This is a genomic window from Flavobacterium glaciei, assembly GCF_003350545.1.
Taxonomy (GTDB): domain Bacteria; phylum Bacteroidota; class Bacteroidia; order Flavobacteriales; family Flavobacteriaceae; genus Flavobacterium; species Flavobacterium glaciei.
This window is the reverse complement of the sequence record NZ_QQBA01000001.1, coordinates 264,366-281,163: the sequence shown is the minus strand read 5'-3', so window position 1 is coordinate 281,163 and position 16,798 is coordinate 264,366. Positions and strand designations below refer to the sequence as shown.

The window sequence follows — 16,798 nt, the reverse complement described above, 5'->3', positions numbered from 1 at the left end:
TCCATTGAAAAACATTATATTAAAAGCCGAGAATATCTCCAAGCAATACCGTTTAGGTCAAGTGGGCATGGGCAGTTTGAGTCATGACTTGAACCGTTGGTGGCATCAAGTACGTGGCAAAGAAGATCCATATTTAAAAATTGGAGATATAAATGACCGCTCTACTAAAGCGGAGAGTGATTACGTTTGGGCTTTGCAAGAAATCAACTTTGAAGTAGAACGTGGCGAAGTTCTTGGGATTATTGGAAAAAATGGAGCAGGAAAATCTACTTTGTTGAAGATATTGTCTCGAGTTACAGCACCTACTACAGGAAGCATAAAATTTGGTGGTCGTGTAGCTTCATTATTGGAGGTTGGAACTGGATTCAATGGTGAAATGACCGGTAGAGAAAACATTTACTTGAATGGCGCTATCTTAGGGATGACAAAAAAAGAGATCGCCTCAAAACTGGATGAAATTATCGAGTTCTCAGGATGTGAGCGTTATATTGATACTCCAGTAAAGCGATATAGTAGCGGGATGTATGTGCGTTTGGCTTTTGCAGTTGCGGCATTTCTAGAGCCTGAAATTTTGATTATCGATGAGGTTTTAGCAGTTGGTGATGCGGAGTTCCAGAAGAAAGCCATTGGTAAAATGCAGGATATTTCTCGAGAAGGAGGACGAACGGTTTTGTTTGTGAGTCATAATATGGCGGCTATTAAACAATTATGTACTAAAGCCATTGTCTTAGAATACGGTTCAGTAGTTTTTGAAGGTAATACTAGCGAGGGAATTGATTATTATTTGCAGTCAAACCAATATGATGGCTATGTGGGTACTTACATCAATGAAGCAATTGAAGAATCTGGATTTATAAGTCTAGCTATTGTGGATAAGAATGGTGCTATAAGAACGGAGTTTGGTTACGATGAGTTAATTACCATAAAGATAAGAGTACAAGTGGTAGAAAAACATCTTAATTCACATTTAAGTTTTAGAGTATTGGATAAAAATGAAAGAATAATATTTACTTCTGAAATTAAATTAATATCTGAAATCGATAAAGAAGGTGTATATGAATTTGATGTAGATTTACCTCAACAGTTTTTAGTTCCAAATAAATTCAATCTTACTTTTGGTATGCACGTACCTAATGTAGAACTAATTGATTTTCTTGAAGAATGCCTATCTTTTGAAATTGTGGAAACGGGTTCTGATTTTCATATTTATGGAAGTGCAGATTATGGTTGTGTGTTTGTTAATTGTAATTGGAACTTAATAAAATAATAATGCTTAAAAAAATCATTACAAAGGGGTACAATTATTTTTTAAAAAAAGAAGCTAATAAAATAGAACTTAAAAAAAAAGAAATTGAAATTAATTTCTTTAAAAACGATCAGATTCCATGGTCGGAAGGTTATGCTAATCATAAACAAGAATCAATTTTTAATTGTATTTCTAATCCTTTAGTTTTAGACAAATTTTTTAATAAAAAAATACCGGCTAACTTTGGCTATCGTATAGACGAAAGAATTGTAGAATACCCTTGGATTTTTGCCAACCTAAAAAAAGGTAAAACAGTTTTTCTTGATGCAGGTTCAACATTTAATTTTGATTATTTATTGAGTAATGAATTAATTGAAAATAAAGATAAGTACATCTATACTTACTATCCTGAAGACAAGAGTTACAATCATAAAAGAATATCTTATGTTTATGGTGATTTGAGGGATTTACCTTTTAGAGATAATTTTTTTGATGAAATTGTTTGCCAATCTACTCTTGAGCATATCGATATGGATAATTCAATATATGGGTATGATTTAAAATCTACTTTTGAACCTGTTGTTACTAAGAATTATGAGTATTTAAAAGTTGTAGAAGAATTATTGAGAGTTTTAAAAAATGGAGGGCAGTTGTTGATTACTTTTCCTTATGGTAAATTTGAAAATCACGGTTTCTTCCAACAGTTTGATGATGAAATGTTGCAAAAAGTATTTGATTTGCTTGAAGTAAAAGGAACTATTAAATCAGACTATTTTAAATACGAAAAAGAAGGTTGGAAATATGCAGAAAGAAATGAATTATCAAAAGTTGAATCTTATAATCCACATACAGGGAAAGGAAAATTAGATGATGGAGCAGCTCATTGTAGAAGTATAGCTTGTATTAAATTTATAAAAAAAACGTATTGACTTGGGAAGAAACCATAAGATTCATTCGTACACAACCAGAATACAAATACTTGGTTGATAAAGCTTATTTTGAAGAAGATTTAATTTTAAATGTGCAACGATTTATGCAAAGCGATGAGTTTAGAGAAACACTCAAATTATTAAATCAGTATCAACCTAATGCAAAAACTATTTTAGATATTGGAAGTGGAAATGGAATAAGCGCAGTTGCATTGGCTTTAGAGGGATATACTGTTGTGAGTATAGAACCCGATTCAAGCGATACTGTGGGAGCTGGTGCAATTAGAAAATTAAAAACACATTACAATTTAGATAATCTAGAAGTTTATGAAGCTTTTGCTGAAGAGCTTCAATTGCCAAATGACAGTTTTGATATTGTTTATGCTAGACAATGCATGCATCATGCTTATGATTTAGGAAAGTTTGTTGCTGAAGCAAGTAGAGTGACAAAAAAAAACGGGTTATTTATTACCATTCGTGACCACGTAATCTTTAATAAAAATGATAAAGAATGGTTTTTAGAAAACCATCCATTGCAAAAATTTTATGGTGGCGAAAATGCATTTAAACCAACAGAATATAAAAATGCCATGGAAAATGCAGGATTAGAGATTAAAAAAGAAATGAAATATTATGATAGTGTAATTAACTATTTCCCTTCTACAAAAGAAGAAATTACTAATATTTTTCAATTATCTAAATCAAAAGCAATTACACATTTAAACAATAAAATAGGGATTTTATCCAAAATATCATTTCTTCAAAAATTATATTTAAAAAAAATTGGTTTGAACAAGAAAAATTTTTACGATGAGAATAAAATACCGGGTAGAATGTATTCTTATTTATGTATAAAAAAATGAAAATATTAATCATCGGTTCAAAAGGATTCATAGGTAGTCACTGTGTTAAATACTTTTCAAATGGCAATGATGTTTGGCAATGTGACGTGGTGACAGATCATACTTTAGAAAAATATTTTTTGTTAGATTCAACAAATGCGGATTATTGTGATATTTTTGAATCACAACAGTTTGATGTTTGTATAAATTGTTCAGGAGCTGCAAGTGTACCTGACAGTTTAAAGAATCCACAACGCGATTTCGTACTAAATACTGTAAATGTTTTTAAACAGTTAGATGCCATTAGAAAGTTAAACGCTACATGTAAGTACATTAATTTATCTAGTGCGGCCGTATATGGCAATCCAAAATATTTACCTATTGATGAAAATCATCCATTAAACCCTATTTCTCCTTACGGTATTCATAAAAAAATGGCTGAAGATATATGTAAAGAATTTCATGAAAATTATAACATTGCAACCTGTTCATTACGAATTTTTTCTGCCTATGGGAATGGACTAGAAAAGCAATTGTTTTGGGATTTGTATAAAAAATCAGATTCAAAAAATCAAGTTCAACTATTTGGTACAGGAGCTGAAAGTAGAGATTTCATCCATATAAAAGATTTAGTATTAGCAATAAATAAAGTAATTCAATACTCAAATTTTAAAAATGATATAATTAATATTGCAAGTTCAAAAGAAATAACTATAGAATGTGTTGCCTCTATTTTTTTTAAATATTTTAATTCTCAGATACAAGTTGTGTTTGAAGGTAAAACAAGATTAGGAGATCCAATTAATTGGGTTGCAAATACCGAAAAACTTCAAAAAATGAATTTTGAACAGTCAATACCTATTGAAGTGGGATTAAAAGAATATACGGAATGGTTAAAAGAAAGAGAATAGGTTTAATTTTTTCATATAATGAAAATTGGATTGCAGGAAGCTATTATATCCTTAATATTATTCATGCACTTAATATTTTAAACGACAAAGAAAAACCAGTTCTTGTCATTCTCTCTGATAGTGTTGCAAATTTTGATTTAGTTAAAAAAGAAACAAATTACCCATTTTTAGAATATTTTGTTTTCCCCTTACCAGAGATTAATTATAATTTATTTGAAAATATTTTAAATAAATTTAGCAGAAAAATCATAAAAAGGCCATTATTAGTTAAGAAACCTAAACAACCAGTTATTGATTTTTTATATCCTAATTCAGTCGATGCAATACAAGTTAGTGATTTAAAAAAAGTTAATTGGATTCCTGATTTTCAAGAAGAGCATTTACCACAATATTTTTCTGAAGAAGAAATAAAAAGTCGAAAACATATTCAAAGAGAAATTTATTGTTATGGCGATATTGTTGTTCTTAGTAGTAAAGACGCTGCTATGGACTTTAAAAGACTTTATCCAAGTGCCAAAGCAAAAACATTTGTACTTAATTTTGCCGTCACTCACCCCGATTTTAGTCATATAAATCCTAATTTATTAGTTGAAAAATACAATATAAGTTACCCATATTTCTTTTTGCCAAATCAGTTTTGGGCACATAAAAATCATATGATAGTCTTGAAAGCTCTTAAGGTTTTACAAGATGAAGGAATTAGTATTTTAGTTGTGTTTTCTGGTAATGAGAATGATTATAGAAATAATGATTATGTGGGAAATTTAAAAAGTTTCATAGAAGTTCATAATTTAAAAAACAATGTAAAATTTTTAGGATTTATTCCTAGAGATGAGCAATTGTTTTTAATGAAGCAGGCAGAAGCAATTATACAGCCATCTTTTTTTGAAGGATGGAGTACAGTTGTTGAGGATGTTAAGGCTTTGAATAAATTTATTCTACTCTCTGATATTAAAGTACATAGAGAACAAATTTTAAACAATTGTGAATTTTTTAAACCAAATGATGCAGATGAGCTAGCTCTACTAATCAAAAAGCACATTAAAGTTGATACTAAAATTAATTACATCGATTATAGTATAAATGTAAAAAAATTTTCACACGATTTTATTGAACTAATTAATAGTGCTACAATTTAAATAAAGTTTTCAGAGATTATAATGATATAAGTTACAATAAATGATTACTACAAATTCACCTATATTTTCAATAATTATCCCAACATTTAACTCTGGTTCTACTTTGTCAGTTGCATTAGATAGTGTTTTTAATCAAACATTTACTGATTTAGAGGTATTGATTATGGATGGTTTATCATCAGATGATACTATAAAAATTGTAAAAAAATATAAAAAGAAGTTTAATAAGATTAATATCTATTCAGAAAAAGACGATGGAATTTATGATGCAATGAATAAAGGGATTGATTTGGCTTTAGGAGAATGGTTGTGTTTTTTGGGCAGCGATGATTCTTTGTATGAGTCGACCACATTAGAGCAGTTTTTAAATAATAAACAGATTAAAAATAATGAAATAGTATATGGTAATGTTTATTCTGAATACTTTAATGGGAGTTATGATGGGATGTTCACTTATTCTAAATTGCTAAACCAAAATATTTGTCACCAAGCTATATTTTTTAGGAGAAGTATCTTTAATAAAATAGGCAAATACAATTTAAAATATAAAGCGTACGCAGATTGGCATCATAATATCAATTGGTTTTTTTCTTCAAAAATTTCTTATGTATACATAGATCAAATAATTGCTAATTTTACATACGGTGGATTTAGTGCAACATATAATGATAAAGAATTTAAATCGGATAGAATTTTTTTATTAATATCAAAAGGTATTGGCAAATTAACTGTTTCTGAATTATTAAGTAGTTGCAATAATTATATAAATTATGTTAAACAAGAGAGAAATTTTTTAAAGCTATTTGTTGCTTATTTTTTTAAGGTTGGATTAATGATTTTTGGAAAATTAACAAAATAAATAATCCATCGATAATGATTTCAATAATTATTTGTTCTCGAACCCCTTTTATTTCAAAGGATCTTTCGGATAACATTGCTGAAACAATAGGCTGTAACTTCGAGCTAATTATTATTGATAATTCTCAAAACCAATATTCAATTTTTGAGGCCTACAATATGGGTATCAAAAAGAGTATTGGGACTTATTGGTGTTTTATTCATGATGATATTTTATTTCAGTCACAGGATTGGGGAAAAAAAGTGATAAATATATTTGATAATGATATTCAAATAGGCTTAATAGGTGTAGCAGGTTCCAAAATAAAAACAAGAATGCCATCTGCTTGGTGGGATTGTCCTGATGAATTAATGGTTGTTAATATAATTCATCGACTACAAAACAATCAAAAGGAAGTACAATGCCATGGTTTTAATCAAGGTAATTATGCTGAGGTCTCTTTAATAGATGGCGTTTTTATGGCTGCAAGATCAAATAAATCTATTTCTTTTGATGAAACATTAACGGGATTTCATCATTATGATTTATTCTTGTGTTTGCAATATTTAAAACAAAATCTTAAAATTGTTGTTACCAATGAGGTTTTGATTGAACATTTTTCTATAGGTACAATTAATAAAACGTGGGTAGCATCAGCTATGACTTTTGATAAAAAATATGGTAAAATGTTACCTTTAAATACAGTTAATAGTTGTAATTCAATAGAGTTAGAAAAAATAGAGTTCAATAACGGGAAATTATTTATTCAAAAACTTTTTGATTTTAAACTAATAAAAACGGCTTTTTTTATATGGTTGAGATTATTAAAAAGTAAACCTATTTCAAAGTTTCATTTTGAATTTTTGAATCTTTTATATAAAAGAACGAATGAATAAAACATCCATTTGTATCGTAATTCCGATAAATAAGGAAAGCTTAAATGAGTTTGAAATTCAATCTGTAAAGCAATGTATAAAAGTGCTTGCGGACTATGATATTTATTTTGTTTGTCCAGAAGATTTAGATTTATCATTTTATAAAGAAAAATTCAAAGAAATTAATTCATTTGTTTTTTTTGATAAAAATTATTTTAAGGATTTGAATGGGTATAATAAATTGATGCTCAATGATCTTTTTTACAAATCCTTTTCTAGCTATGATTATTTATTAATCTATCAAACAGATTGTTTTGTTTTTAGAGATGAATTAGTATTCTGGGTAGAAAAGAATTTTGATTATATTGGTGGTTTATGGTTTGAAGAATTTATAAAAAACCCCGAAGGTGGTGCTACTTTGTGGTACCCTGGTAACGGTGGTTTTTCATTGAGAAAAATAAAAACCATGATTGATCTAGTATCATCAAAAAAACCTTTAAAAAATTGGCGACAATTAATTTCTGAAAAAAGAAATATAAATAGGGGCTATTTTTTTAAGAATATTAAGGGAATACTAGTGCTTTTATTAAATATTTTTGGATACAAAAACAATAGTTCCTATTATGCAAAATTATGGGAAGGCAATGAGGATGTTTTTTTTTCAAACATGTATTTAATATATAAACTATTAAAAGTACCTTCAGTTGATGAATCTTTATTTTTTTCTTGGGATAGGCGTCCGGATTATTTATTTAATAAATATAAGCAGCTTCCTTTTGCTTGTCACGCTTGGTTTAGAGAAGATTATCCTTATGCTGGGAACAATAGTTTTTGGTCAAAAATTATACAAAAATAGATGAAAAAACTCTCCATTATCACCATCAACTACAATAACTTTCTTGGTTTGCAAAAAACCGTTGAAAGTGTATTAAACCAGACTTGGCAAGAGTTTGAGTTTATTGTTATTGATGGAGGATCAACGGACGAAAGTGCTGCTTATTTAGAAAGTCTAAGCGATAAAATTACCTATTGGGTAAGTGAACCGGATAAAGGAATTTACAATGCCATGAACAAAGGCATTGCAAAGGCAACTGGAGAATATTTGCTTTTCTTGAATAGCGGTGATCATTTTATGAATACTTTGTCGTTGCAAGAAGTTCAAAAACATCTTTTCAAGGAAGATGTGATATACTTTAATATCAATGTTATTGATAAAGAGAGATCGTATATTTTAGAGAATCCTGCTGTATTTTCGTTTTTGTATTTACATAACAATTTGCCTTGCCACCAATGTACGTTTATTCATCAATCTGTATTTGAGAGAGTAGGATATTATGACGAAAGTTTAAAAATAGTTGCTGATTGGAAATTATTGCTTCAAGCGATACTAAAACATAATGTAACCTACCGAAAGGTGGACGCTGTTTTTTCGATTTTTTACAAAGACGGAATCAGTTCGTTACCAGAAAATCAATCCATAATGGAGGCCGAGAGAAGTCAAGTTTTAGAAGCCGAATTTCCAGTACTCCTGAATGATTTAAACGAGTATTTTGTTCAGCAAAGAATCATTCGGAATCTGCAAAAATCTCGAAAAATCAATTGGTTAATCAAGTTGGGTTTCTTGGATAAATTTTAAGATTGGTATGGATAATCATTTTACTCTTTCGGTTATTATTCCAGTTTACAATTGCGAGCGCTTTATTGAAAAAGCAGTTATGTCTGTCTTACAACAACCCGAAGTAACTGAAATTGTAGTAGTAGATGATGGCAGTAGTGATGGTTCGCTAGCACTATTAAAACACTTGCAGCAGGAACAGCCTCGGATGCACCTGTATCAACATCCTAATAATGCAAACAAAGGCCGCTCTGCCAGTAGAAATCTGGGTATTCAAAAAGCGACTGGAGATTATATTGCGTTTTTAGATGCCGATGATTATTTTTTACCCAATAGATTTGTCAATGACATCAAAGTATTTCAAGAAAACGAGAAATGTGATGGAATTTATAGTGCGGTAGGATTTCATTTTTACAGAACAATTACCACAGAGGAGCAAAGCCAATTGAAGTTAAATACAATGACAACAGGAATTGAACCAGACTCCCTTTTTGATGCCTTAATTTCAGGAAAATATGGTTTTTTTCATATTGATGGCTTAACAGTGAAAAAATCAATGTTTGATGCAACTGGATTGTTTAATGAAACTTTAGTAGTTTCGGAAGATTCAGATTTATTTTGGAAAATGGCATTGAAAACGAGATTAGTAGGTGGAGTGTTAGAGGAACCAGTAGCTAAAAGAGGAATTCATGACGCTAATATTTTTAACAGAGATGATTTGTATCAAATTTATGTGATAAAAATGTATGAATCACTTATTGCCTGGAGTAGTAACAATAGTATTCCATTAGCAAAAATTGATACTTTATTGAAATGGATTTGGCTTTTGAAATTCAAACAAAAAAATGGTTTATTACAAAACACTATATATTGGTCAAAGCTTTTTTTTGAAAATCAAAAACTTTTATTTACTTATTTAAGCATCAAATATTTTCCAATAATTAGACAAAGACAAATCCTTTTTCCATTTTTGTACCAAAAGAATTAAAACAACTAGAAACTTGAAACCTAAAATTTCTATCATCACCATCAATTATAACAATCTGGAAGGATTACAAAAAACGATTGAGAGTGTTTCCAGTCAGACTTGGCAAGCCTTTGAGCATATCATTATTGATGGCGGTTCTACAGATGGAAGTGTGGCGTATATAGAAAGTAAATCCGAACGATTTGCGTATTGGGTTAGCGAGCCAGACAAAGGAGTTTATAATGCCATGAATAAGGGAATCGCACAAGCTTCCGGGGAGTATTTACTTTTTTTGAATAGTGGCGATCATTTTTTTTCTGCTACAGTATTAGAGCAAAATCACCAAGTAATTAAAGACCAAGTGATTATTTATTTCAATTTACAAGTTATAGAAGGAGCTGAATTATTTATTAGAGAGTATCCTGATGTACTTTCTTTTTCCTATTTTGTAAAAGATACGTTGCCACATCCAGCTACTTTTATAGCAAAAGGGGCTTTTGAAAAAACGAATTTGTATAGTGAAGATTTTAAGATTCTATCAGATTGGAAGTTTTTTATAGACAGTATTTGCAAGTATAATTTATCCTATAAAAAAATAAATACGACTTTGTCTACCTTTTATATTGGTGGCATGAGTTCTAATCCCGCTAATAGAGCGATAAAACAGGATGAAAAGCAACAGGTATTACAACAGGATTATGCCGCTTATGTTCAAGATTTAGATGATGTCCTTCTTTATAAAGATATTGTCACTACTTTTAGAAAATCCCGAATTATTCAATTATTAGTCAAATTAAGATTCTTAAACCAGTTTTGATGATGAGCGTACAAGTATCTATAATTGTTCCCTGCTACAAACAAGCGCATTTTCTGAAAGATTCGCTGCAATCTGTATTGGATCAGAACTATACAGAATGGGAATGTATTATTGTCAATGATGGTAGCCCTGATAATACGGAAAGTATCGCTCAAAAATGGTGTGCAATAGATAGTCGATTTAAGTATCTTAAAAAAGAAAATGGAGGGTTATCTTCTGCTCGTAATGCTGGCATTGGCATCAGTAAAGGGGAATATATTTTACCCTTAGATGCAGATGATTTGTTGCATGAGGATTATTTAACACTTTTAGTTCCTGAATTACAACAAAATCCCTCACTTGCTATTGTTTCCTGTTACAGTAATTTTTTTATTGAAAACATTTCAAATATTATTCACAAACAAAAGCCTATCGGTACTACCTATCACGCATTACTATATGAAAATAATATGATGGCCACTTCATTATACCGTAAAAAGTGTTGGGAGGAAGTGGGCGGCTATGACGAAAACATGAAACAAGGTTTTGAAGACTGGGAATTTTGGATTGCAATTACTAAAAAAGGATGGGAATATAAATTTGTGGAAACTTTTCTATTTTATTACAGAAAATCAAAGCAATCCATGCTCATTGAAACCCTAAATAATCACGTAGAATCTAATATGGAATATGTGTTTAAGAAGCACAGCGAGATTTATATTAAACAGTTTGATACAACAATGGAGTATTTGTTTTATCTAATAAAAAAGCATCATACAAGTGAAAACAAGATAAAAAAATCATTAGAATATAAAATTGCAAAAATAATTGCCAAGCCTTATAGAATAGTACAAAGGTTAATGATAAAAAAATAAAGTATCAATGATTTCAGTTGTTATTAGAAATAAAAATCAATCTGTTGTTCTTTCTTTTTTGTTGAAAAATTTGACGGAAAGGTACGCAAATGACATTTCGGAGATCATTGTTGTTGATAATCTGTCAACTGATTCTAGCAAAGAAGTTGCGGAACAATTTGGTGCACGTTTCGTCACTATCGAGCATTTTAGTTTTGGTGGAAGCGCTAATGTTTGTGCTAGAGAAGCTCGATTTCCTATCGTAGTTATTTTTAGCGCGCATTCGTATCCCGTAAGTCCTGATTTTTTTAAGGTGATTCAAGCAAAATTTGATAGCAATCCTCATCTGGCAGGCCTACGCTGTTTGCATAACGCTAATGATTACCGCAATTACATCAACAAGGTTTCGGCCACAGTCGATCCTAACAAATCAGGGTTGATATTTTCAGGTTCGGCTTTTAGTAAATCAGTTTGGGAAAAATATCCGTTTCGAGAAGATGTCGCTACTTTTGAAGATAAAGAATGGACCGTTCGTGTGCTTCAGCACGGCTATGATATTGAATTTGCTCCTGTTGTTTTTAGCTACGAAATTAAAAGAAGTCCCAAACAATTGTTTTTTAGATTTAAAAATGATGTGGTAGGAAATTATCAGTTGTGGCATCAAGATATTAGTTTAGCTAAGGCTTGCAAAGGATTTATTGGCGGTATCTGGAACAGCAGCAAGCAGTGGCTACTCGATTGCTATTACCACAGTAAACGATTTTTATTTTTGCTGTCTTTTATAATTAATAAACCGAAGAAATTTTAAATAATAAGAATCAATTTTGCAAAATTAAAATCAAATCCCTAAATATGTTTGCATCTGCATTAGCACAACTAAAAAAAAAAATTCGAAATCTAAAAAATGTTTTGACAGGGCATCCCTTGTTTTCACGTTATGATAAGTATCAATTAGATCAAATCAATAGGGAAACGAATTATAAAAAGTACATTCGCTTAAAACCAAAAGGCTGGAAACACGGCATAACGATTCGTCAAAATTTTGTAGACAAAGATGTTGTTTTTTATGTATTACAAGAGCAATATCATTTGCCACCGACTCAAGCGATTCTTCGGTCAAATCCAATTATTTTAGATCTGGGAAGTAACATTGGTCTTACGGTTGCTCACATGAAACAATTATATCCATTGGCTAAAATCATTGGGTACGAAATGAATCAGGAAAATTTTCTTTTGGCTGTAGCTAATACTCAAAAGTACCCTGATGTACAAATAGTGAATACAGCGGTTTGGATAGAAGATGCCACGGTTAGCTATGCTAATGCGGCAAATTTTGATTCGTACGCTATTGTAAGTGAAGTTAATAACAATGAAAATAGCCAACTTGTAACGGTACCTTGTTTACAACTTTCAACTATTTTAAAAAATCATAATTTAGATTTTGTTGATTATTTGAAAATGGATATAGAAGGCGCTGAAGTAGCTATTTTAGAAGCTTCTGATTTGAGTTGGATGCAAAAAGTAGGAGCAATGAACATTGAAATGCATTTGGATAAAGAAGAAGATTTAACTCACTTTAAATTGATTATTCAACAGCAAGGGTTTAAGGTCTGGAAAGATGATAAACATTGGTCTAGTATATTTGCAGTGCGAGAAGTAGCCTTGTAAAAGTATAGCTTTAAATTTCTCGGTCCGGTATGACAAAAAGATCTAAAAATGAATGATAAAGTATCAGTAATTATTCCGTGTTACAATCAAGCTCTTTTTTTAGAGGAAGCTTTGCAGTCAGTGTTAGATCAAACGCATACCAATTGGGAATGTTTGATTATTGATGATGGTAGCACAGATAGTTCAAAGGATATTGCATTAAATTGGTGTGCTTTAGATAGTCGTTTTAGATATATTTTTCAAGCGAATGCAGGATTGAGTGGTGCTCGCAATACAGGTTTGAAGTTAGCTGAAGGTGATTATATTCAATTTTTAGATGGAGACGATAAGATACATCGTCAAAAGTTTGAGTTGCAATTACAAGATTTGAAAGAGGTCTCTATTAGTGTGGGGGATTATTTTTCATTTCTAGACGGTACAGAAAATACAGTCGCTCCAAATAAGTATTTAACTCCTTTTGTTTCGGAGGAATCTTTTGTAACCCAAATTATTTTAGATTGGGAATACAGATTGTCAATTCCTTGCCACGCTATTTTGTTCGAAAGGAAACTACAACTTGAAAATGCCATTTATTTTAATATTTCACTCCCCAATCACGAAGATTGGGTTTTTTGGGTGCAGTTGTTTTATCATGCCAATAAAATCAAGAACAACAGTAATGTATTAGCCTATTACCGCATCCGAAAGGAATCCATGAGTACCAATTACCCAGCCATGCGACAAGGTTTTTTAGAAAGTACAGAAATTCTTTTGCGGTACTTTCAAACAAAAAATGAAAGAGCCTTAATTAGAGCGCTCATGGTGAAAAAAAGAGAAATAAAATATAAAAATAAAACTCCTATTTTTAAAAAATTTAAGGCTCGAATGATTGCCAAAATAATCCATCTCTATCAATATGTCAAAAGCAATTAAACCAATAGCAATTTATCTACCGCAGTTTCATCCTATCGCTGAAAATGATCAATGGTGGGGCAAAGGGTTTACAGAGTGGACTAATTCCTCTAAAGCGCAACCGCTTTTCAAGGATCATTATCAACCGCATTTACCTGCTGATCTGGGTTTTTACGATTTAAGATTAGAAGAGGCCAGATTGGCTCAAGAAGCGCTAGCTAAATCTTATGGGATTCACGGTTTTTGTTACTATCATTACTGGTTTACTGGTAAGCAAGTTCTCGAAGAACCTTTGCAACGTAAGATGAAAAATCCAAAAGAAGATTTGCCTTTTATGATGTGTTGGGCCAATGAGAATTGGACTAAAACTTGGATAGAGGCCGAACGTGATGTGTTACTAAGGCAGGAATACTCATCTGAGGATGATGAAAAACACATAGCGTTTTTAATTCCGTATTTTAAGGATACGAGATATATAAAAGTAAACGGCAAACCTGTTTTTATGGTGTACCGTCCGAATTTATTTCCAGATATACACAAAACCATTCAAATATGGCGTAAAAGGGTTCAAGAAGCAGGATTTCCTGATTTTTACATTGGTTTTGCTCGAAAATCAGTTAACGAAGTTTTTATGGATTGTTTTGATTTTGCCTTTGAATTTCAGCCTAGTTTTTCGGATACACCTGCGGCACCCAAAGCAACAATCTGGGAGAGAGTTAAGATAAAAACGAAGAAAATCTCTGGTAAATATGCACCACCAAAGGTTATAAAAAATGATTATGAGGCGTACGCGAATCATCAAATGAATAACAAATTCAATCCAAAAGTATATCCAGGTATAACTCCAATGTGGGACAATACCGCTAGAAAAAAAAACTATCCTTTTATTCTGCATCAATCAACACCAGAAAAATATAAACAATGGCTGCGACATATTGCTGATAATTTTCCATGGGAAAAAGCGTCAGACTCATTTTTATTCATCAATGCATGGAATGAGTGGGCCGAAGGGAATCATCTAGAACCTTGCCAAAAATGGGGCACAGCATATCTTGAAGCCACCCAAGAAGTAATTGAAGGTCCGTCTAAAACGAGCTTGAAATGAGTAATATTACCGTAAGTATTTTTATGTTAACCTACAATCAGGAGGCGTTTATAGCACAAGCGATTGAAGGCATTTTGATGCAGAAAACTACTTTCAGGTATCAATTAGTTATTGGCGAAGATGCCAGTACCGATACTACTAGACAAATTTGCGAAACTTATGCATCACAATATGGTGATCGCATTAAATTATTGCCAAGCCCGGCTACTAACGGAGGCTTGATTGCCAATTACATGCGCACTATTGCTGAATGTGATGGTACCTATATTGCCATTTGCGATGGAGACGATTACTGGATTGATGAATATAAGTTACAAAAACAAGTCGATTTTTTAGATAAAAACCCAGATTATTCGATAGTATATACCGCAGTAAAAAGGTTGTATTCTGATGGGACATATATTGATTATAACTACAGCTTAAATAAGAAACATCTAGATTTTGATGATTTGATTATTGATAATTTTATTCACTCAGTTACAGCATTATTTAGGAATGTTCAAAGCAAAGAAGATAGTATTCCCTCTTGGATTATTAATTTTCCTTTTGGTGATTGGCAAACTTATTTATGGGTGTTGAAAAATGGAGGTAAAATTCATTTTATGGATGATAAGACAGCAGTTTATAGAATGAACATAGGAGTTTCATCAGCCTACATGAAGAAGACCAGTGTTTTTATTGAAGTCTTAATTGACATCTTAGAACATGTATTTGTGGATGAGAATTTCAGTCATAAAAAGCAAATTATTGCTTCAAGTATTCTCAGTAGGAACAAAGACTTAATGACTTGTTTTAATCGAGAAAAGGATTATTTAAAAGGGTTTCAATTATTTTTGAAGATTTTGAAAACTACCAATAAAAAAATCCAATTTATTAGATTTTACGGATATTCCGTTTATCAAAGTTTTACTTAAATATTAGCTACAGCTGGCAAAAAATAAATTTAGAATAATATGAAAATCCTCATGGTATCTATTCCTAATCATCATTTTTTTCAATGGGTTGACCAATTGAAAGATTCGGGGCATGATGTTATTTGGTTTGATGCTTCTGATGGGGGTACTAAGGTTGAAAGAATTAATTGGGTAACTCAGATTAAAGGATGGAAATTGAAATGGAATTTCCCGATGCGACACACTTTTAAACAGTATTTACCTAAAATATATGCTTACCTTCAAAAATATAATGAAAAAAATCTTACTGCCGTTTTTGAAAATATAATCCAAGAATATCAGCCGGATATTGTTCATAGCTTCGAAATGCGGTTGGCTGGTCTTCCTATTTTAGTAGTGATGGAAAAACACCATTCCATTCCCTTTATTTATTCATCTTGGGGAAGTGATTTGTATTATTACCAGCAACTTGGAATTACTAAAAGAACGGTGTCTAGTTTTTTAGGAAGAGTCGATTATTTAATTACGGATTGTATTAGAGACTATAACATTGCCGTTGCAAATGGGTACAGGAATACATTTTTGGGAGTATATCCCGGAAATGGTGGGATAACAATTGACACAGCAAAGATAAAAGACAGTAATCAGCGGGATACTCTTATTATTAAGGGGTATGATGATGGAGTAGGAATGGCTTCTAAAGTGATTGAAGCACTAGAACTAGTTCCTATAGCTTTGATTCAGAATTATAAGATAGTGGTTTATAGTGCTGATGCTTCTGTTTCAAATCAATTAAAAAGTAAGGAATTTTTTAAAAGTTTAAAAGTGAGGGTTATCAACAGAGGTGCGTTTATTTCTAATCCAGAATTACTAGCAATAATGGGACAATCTGTATTGCATATTGGCAACAGTATTTCTGATGGTATGCCTAATGCTTTGCTGGAAGCTATGGGAATGGGTGCTTTTCCTATACAATCAAATCCCGGTAATGTATCAGAAGAAGTGATTGAAAATGGCGTCAATGGAGTCTTAATTAACAACCCACTGGATACGCAAGAAATAGCCAATAGTATCGAATGGGCCATTTTGAATCCTGATATCAGAGCACAAGCACAAAATTTTAATATTCATTTGATTCAAAAGGATTGCAATAGAATAACTTTAAAAAAAGATATTTTATCATTTTACGAACAAGTGTTTATAAAAGCAAGTTACTGTTAAGAATACAG

General features: G+C 31.2%; 18 protein-coding genes. All 18 read left to right on the top strand.

Translation table 11 applies throughout. The annotated features are described in order from the left end of the window. Positions 1-4 precede the first annotated feature (4 nt). From DFR66_RS01330 to DFR66_RS01245, 18 genes are read left to right on the top strand one after another with little or no spacing between them, the layout of a single operon-like run. Positions 5-1,267, top strand: a complete 1,263-nt coding sequence (locus tag DFR66_RS01330; protein WP_114753060.1) for an ABC transporter ATP-binding protein — start codon at positions 5-7, stop codon at positions 1,265-1,267. Then, on the top strand, positions 1,249-2,175 hold the full coding sequence (locus tag DFR66_RS01325) for a class I SAM-dependent methyltransferase (protein ID WP_146841066.1): 927 nt from the start codon (positions 1,249-1,251) through the stop codon (positions 2,173-2,175). The genes DFR66_RS01330 and DFR66_RS01325 overlap by 19 nt, the downstream gene beginning before the upstream one ends. Beyond that, positions 2,172-3,038 carry a class I SAM-dependent methyltransferase gene (locus DFR66_RS01320; protein ID WP_114753058.1) on the top strand — a complete coding sequence of 289 codons (867 nt, stop codon included), beginning with the start codon at positions 2,172-2,174 and terminating at the stop codon, positions 3,036-3,038. The genes DFR66_RS01325 and DFR66_RS01320 overlap by 4 nt, the downstream gene beginning before the upstream one ends. Then, positions 3,035-3,928 carry an NAD-dependent epimerase/dehydratase family protein gene (locus tag DFR66_RS01315; RefSeq protein WP_114753178.1) on the top strand — a complete coding sequence of 298 codons (894 nt, stop codon included), beginning with the start codon at positions 3,035-3,037 and terminating at the stop codon, positions 3,926-3,928. Before DFR66_RS01320 ends, DFR66_RS01315 begins: the two co-directional genes overlap by 4 nt. Next, entirely contained in the window at positions 3,907-5,067 is a 1,161-nt protein-coding gene (locus DFR66_RS01310) for a glycosyltransferase (RefSeq protein ID WP_114753057.1), read from the top strand. The genes DFR66_RS01315 and DFR66_RS01310 overlap by 22 nt, the downstream gene beginning before the upstream one ends. Before the next feature lie 40 nt (positions 5,068-5,107). Continuing rightward, positions 5,108-5,926 carry a glycosyltransferase family 2 protein gene (locus DFR66_RS01305; protein WP_114753056.1) on the top strand — a complete coding sequence of 273 codons (819 nt, stop codon included), beginning with the start codon at positions 5,108-5,110 and terminating at the stop codon, positions 5,924-5,926. 14 nt (positions 5,927-5,940) lie between these two features. Beyond that, positions 5,941-6,801 (top strand): glycosyltransferase, encoded by an 861-nt coding sequence (locus DFR66_RS01300; protein WP_114753055.1) that lies wholly within the window; start codon positions 5,941-5,943, stop codon positions 6,799-6,801. Continuing rightward, positions 6,794-7,636: a DUF5672 family protein gene (locus DFR66_RS01295; protein WP_114753054.1), complete on the top strand. Its 843-nt coding sequence runs from the start codon at positions 6,794-6,796 to the stop codon at positions 7,634-7,636. The genes DFR66_RS01300 and DFR66_RS01295 overlap by 8 nt, the downstream gene beginning before the upstream one ends. Continuing rightward, complete coding sequence (locus DFR66_RS01290) at positions 7,637-8,416, top strand: glycosyltransferase family 2 protein (protein ID WP_114753053.1); 780 nt, start codon at positions 7,637-7,639, stop codon at positions 8,414-8,416. 7 nt (positions 8,417-8,423) lie between these two features. Continuing rightward, complete coding sequence (locus DFR66_RS01285; RefSeq protein WP_114753052.1) at positions 8,424-9,383, top strand: glycosyltransferase family 2 protein; 960 nt, start codon at positions 8,424-8,426, stop codon at positions 9,381-9,383. Between the two features lie 13 nt (positions 9,384-9,396). After that, entirely contained in the window at positions 9,397-10,179 is a 783-nt protein-coding gene (locus tag DFR66_RS01280) for a glycosyltransferase family 2 protein (RefSeq protein ID WP_158634630.1), read from the top strand. Continuing rightward, positions 10,179-11,033, top strand: coding sequence for a glycosyltransferase family 2 protein (locus DFR66_RS01275; protein ID WP_242008611.1), 855 nt, complete (start codon positions 10,179-10,181; stop codon positions 11,031-11,033). The genes DFR66_RS01280 and DFR66_RS01275 overlap by 1 nt, the downstream gene beginning before the upstream one ends. 7 nt (positions 11,034-11,040) lie before the next feature. Continuing rightward, positions 11,041-11,820, top strand: coding sequence for a glycosyltransferase (locus DFR66_RS01270; RefSeq protein WP_114753049.1), 780 nt, complete (start codon positions 11,041-11,043; stop codon positions 11,818-11,820). A gap of 44 nt (positions 11,821-11,864) precedes the next feature. Further along, positions 11,865-12,680 carry an FkbM family methyltransferase gene (locus tag DFR66_RS01265; protein ID WP_114753048.1) on the top strand — a complete coding sequence of 272 codons (816 nt, stop codon included), beginning with the start codon at positions 11,865-11,867 and terminating at the stop codon, positions 12,678-12,680. A gap of 48 nt (positions 12,681-12,728) precedes the next feature. Beyond that, positions 12,729-13,592 (top strand): glycosyltransferase family 2 protein, encoded by an 864-nt coding sequence (locus tag DFR66_RS01260; protein ID WP_114753047.1) that lies wholly within the window; start codon positions 12,729-12,731, stop codon positions 13,590-13,592. Further along, positions 13,576-14,676 (top strand): glycosyltransferase WbsX family protein, encoded by a 1,101-nt coding sequence (locus tag DFR66_RS01255; RefSeq protein WP_114753046.1) that lies wholly within the window; start codon positions 13,576-13,578, stop codon positions 14,674-14,676. Before DFR66_RS01260 ends, DFR66_RS01255 begins: the two co-directional genes overlap by 17 nt. Continuing rightward, entirely contained in the window at positions 14,673-15,590 is a 918-nt protein-coding gene (locus tag DFR66_RS01250) for a glycosyltransferase (RefSeq protein WP_114753045.1), read from the top strand. Before DFR66_RS01255 ends, DFR66_RS01250 begins: the two co-directional genes overlap by 4 nt. 39 nt (positions 15,591-15,629) lie before the next feature. Beyond that, complete coding sequence (locus DFR66_RS01245; RefSeq protein WP_114753044.1) at positions 15,630-16,790, top strand: glycosyltransferase family 4 protein; 1,161 nt, start codon at positions 15,630-15,632, stop codon at positions 16,788-16,790. The last annotated feature ends 8 nt before the right edge of the window (positions 16,791-16,798 follow it).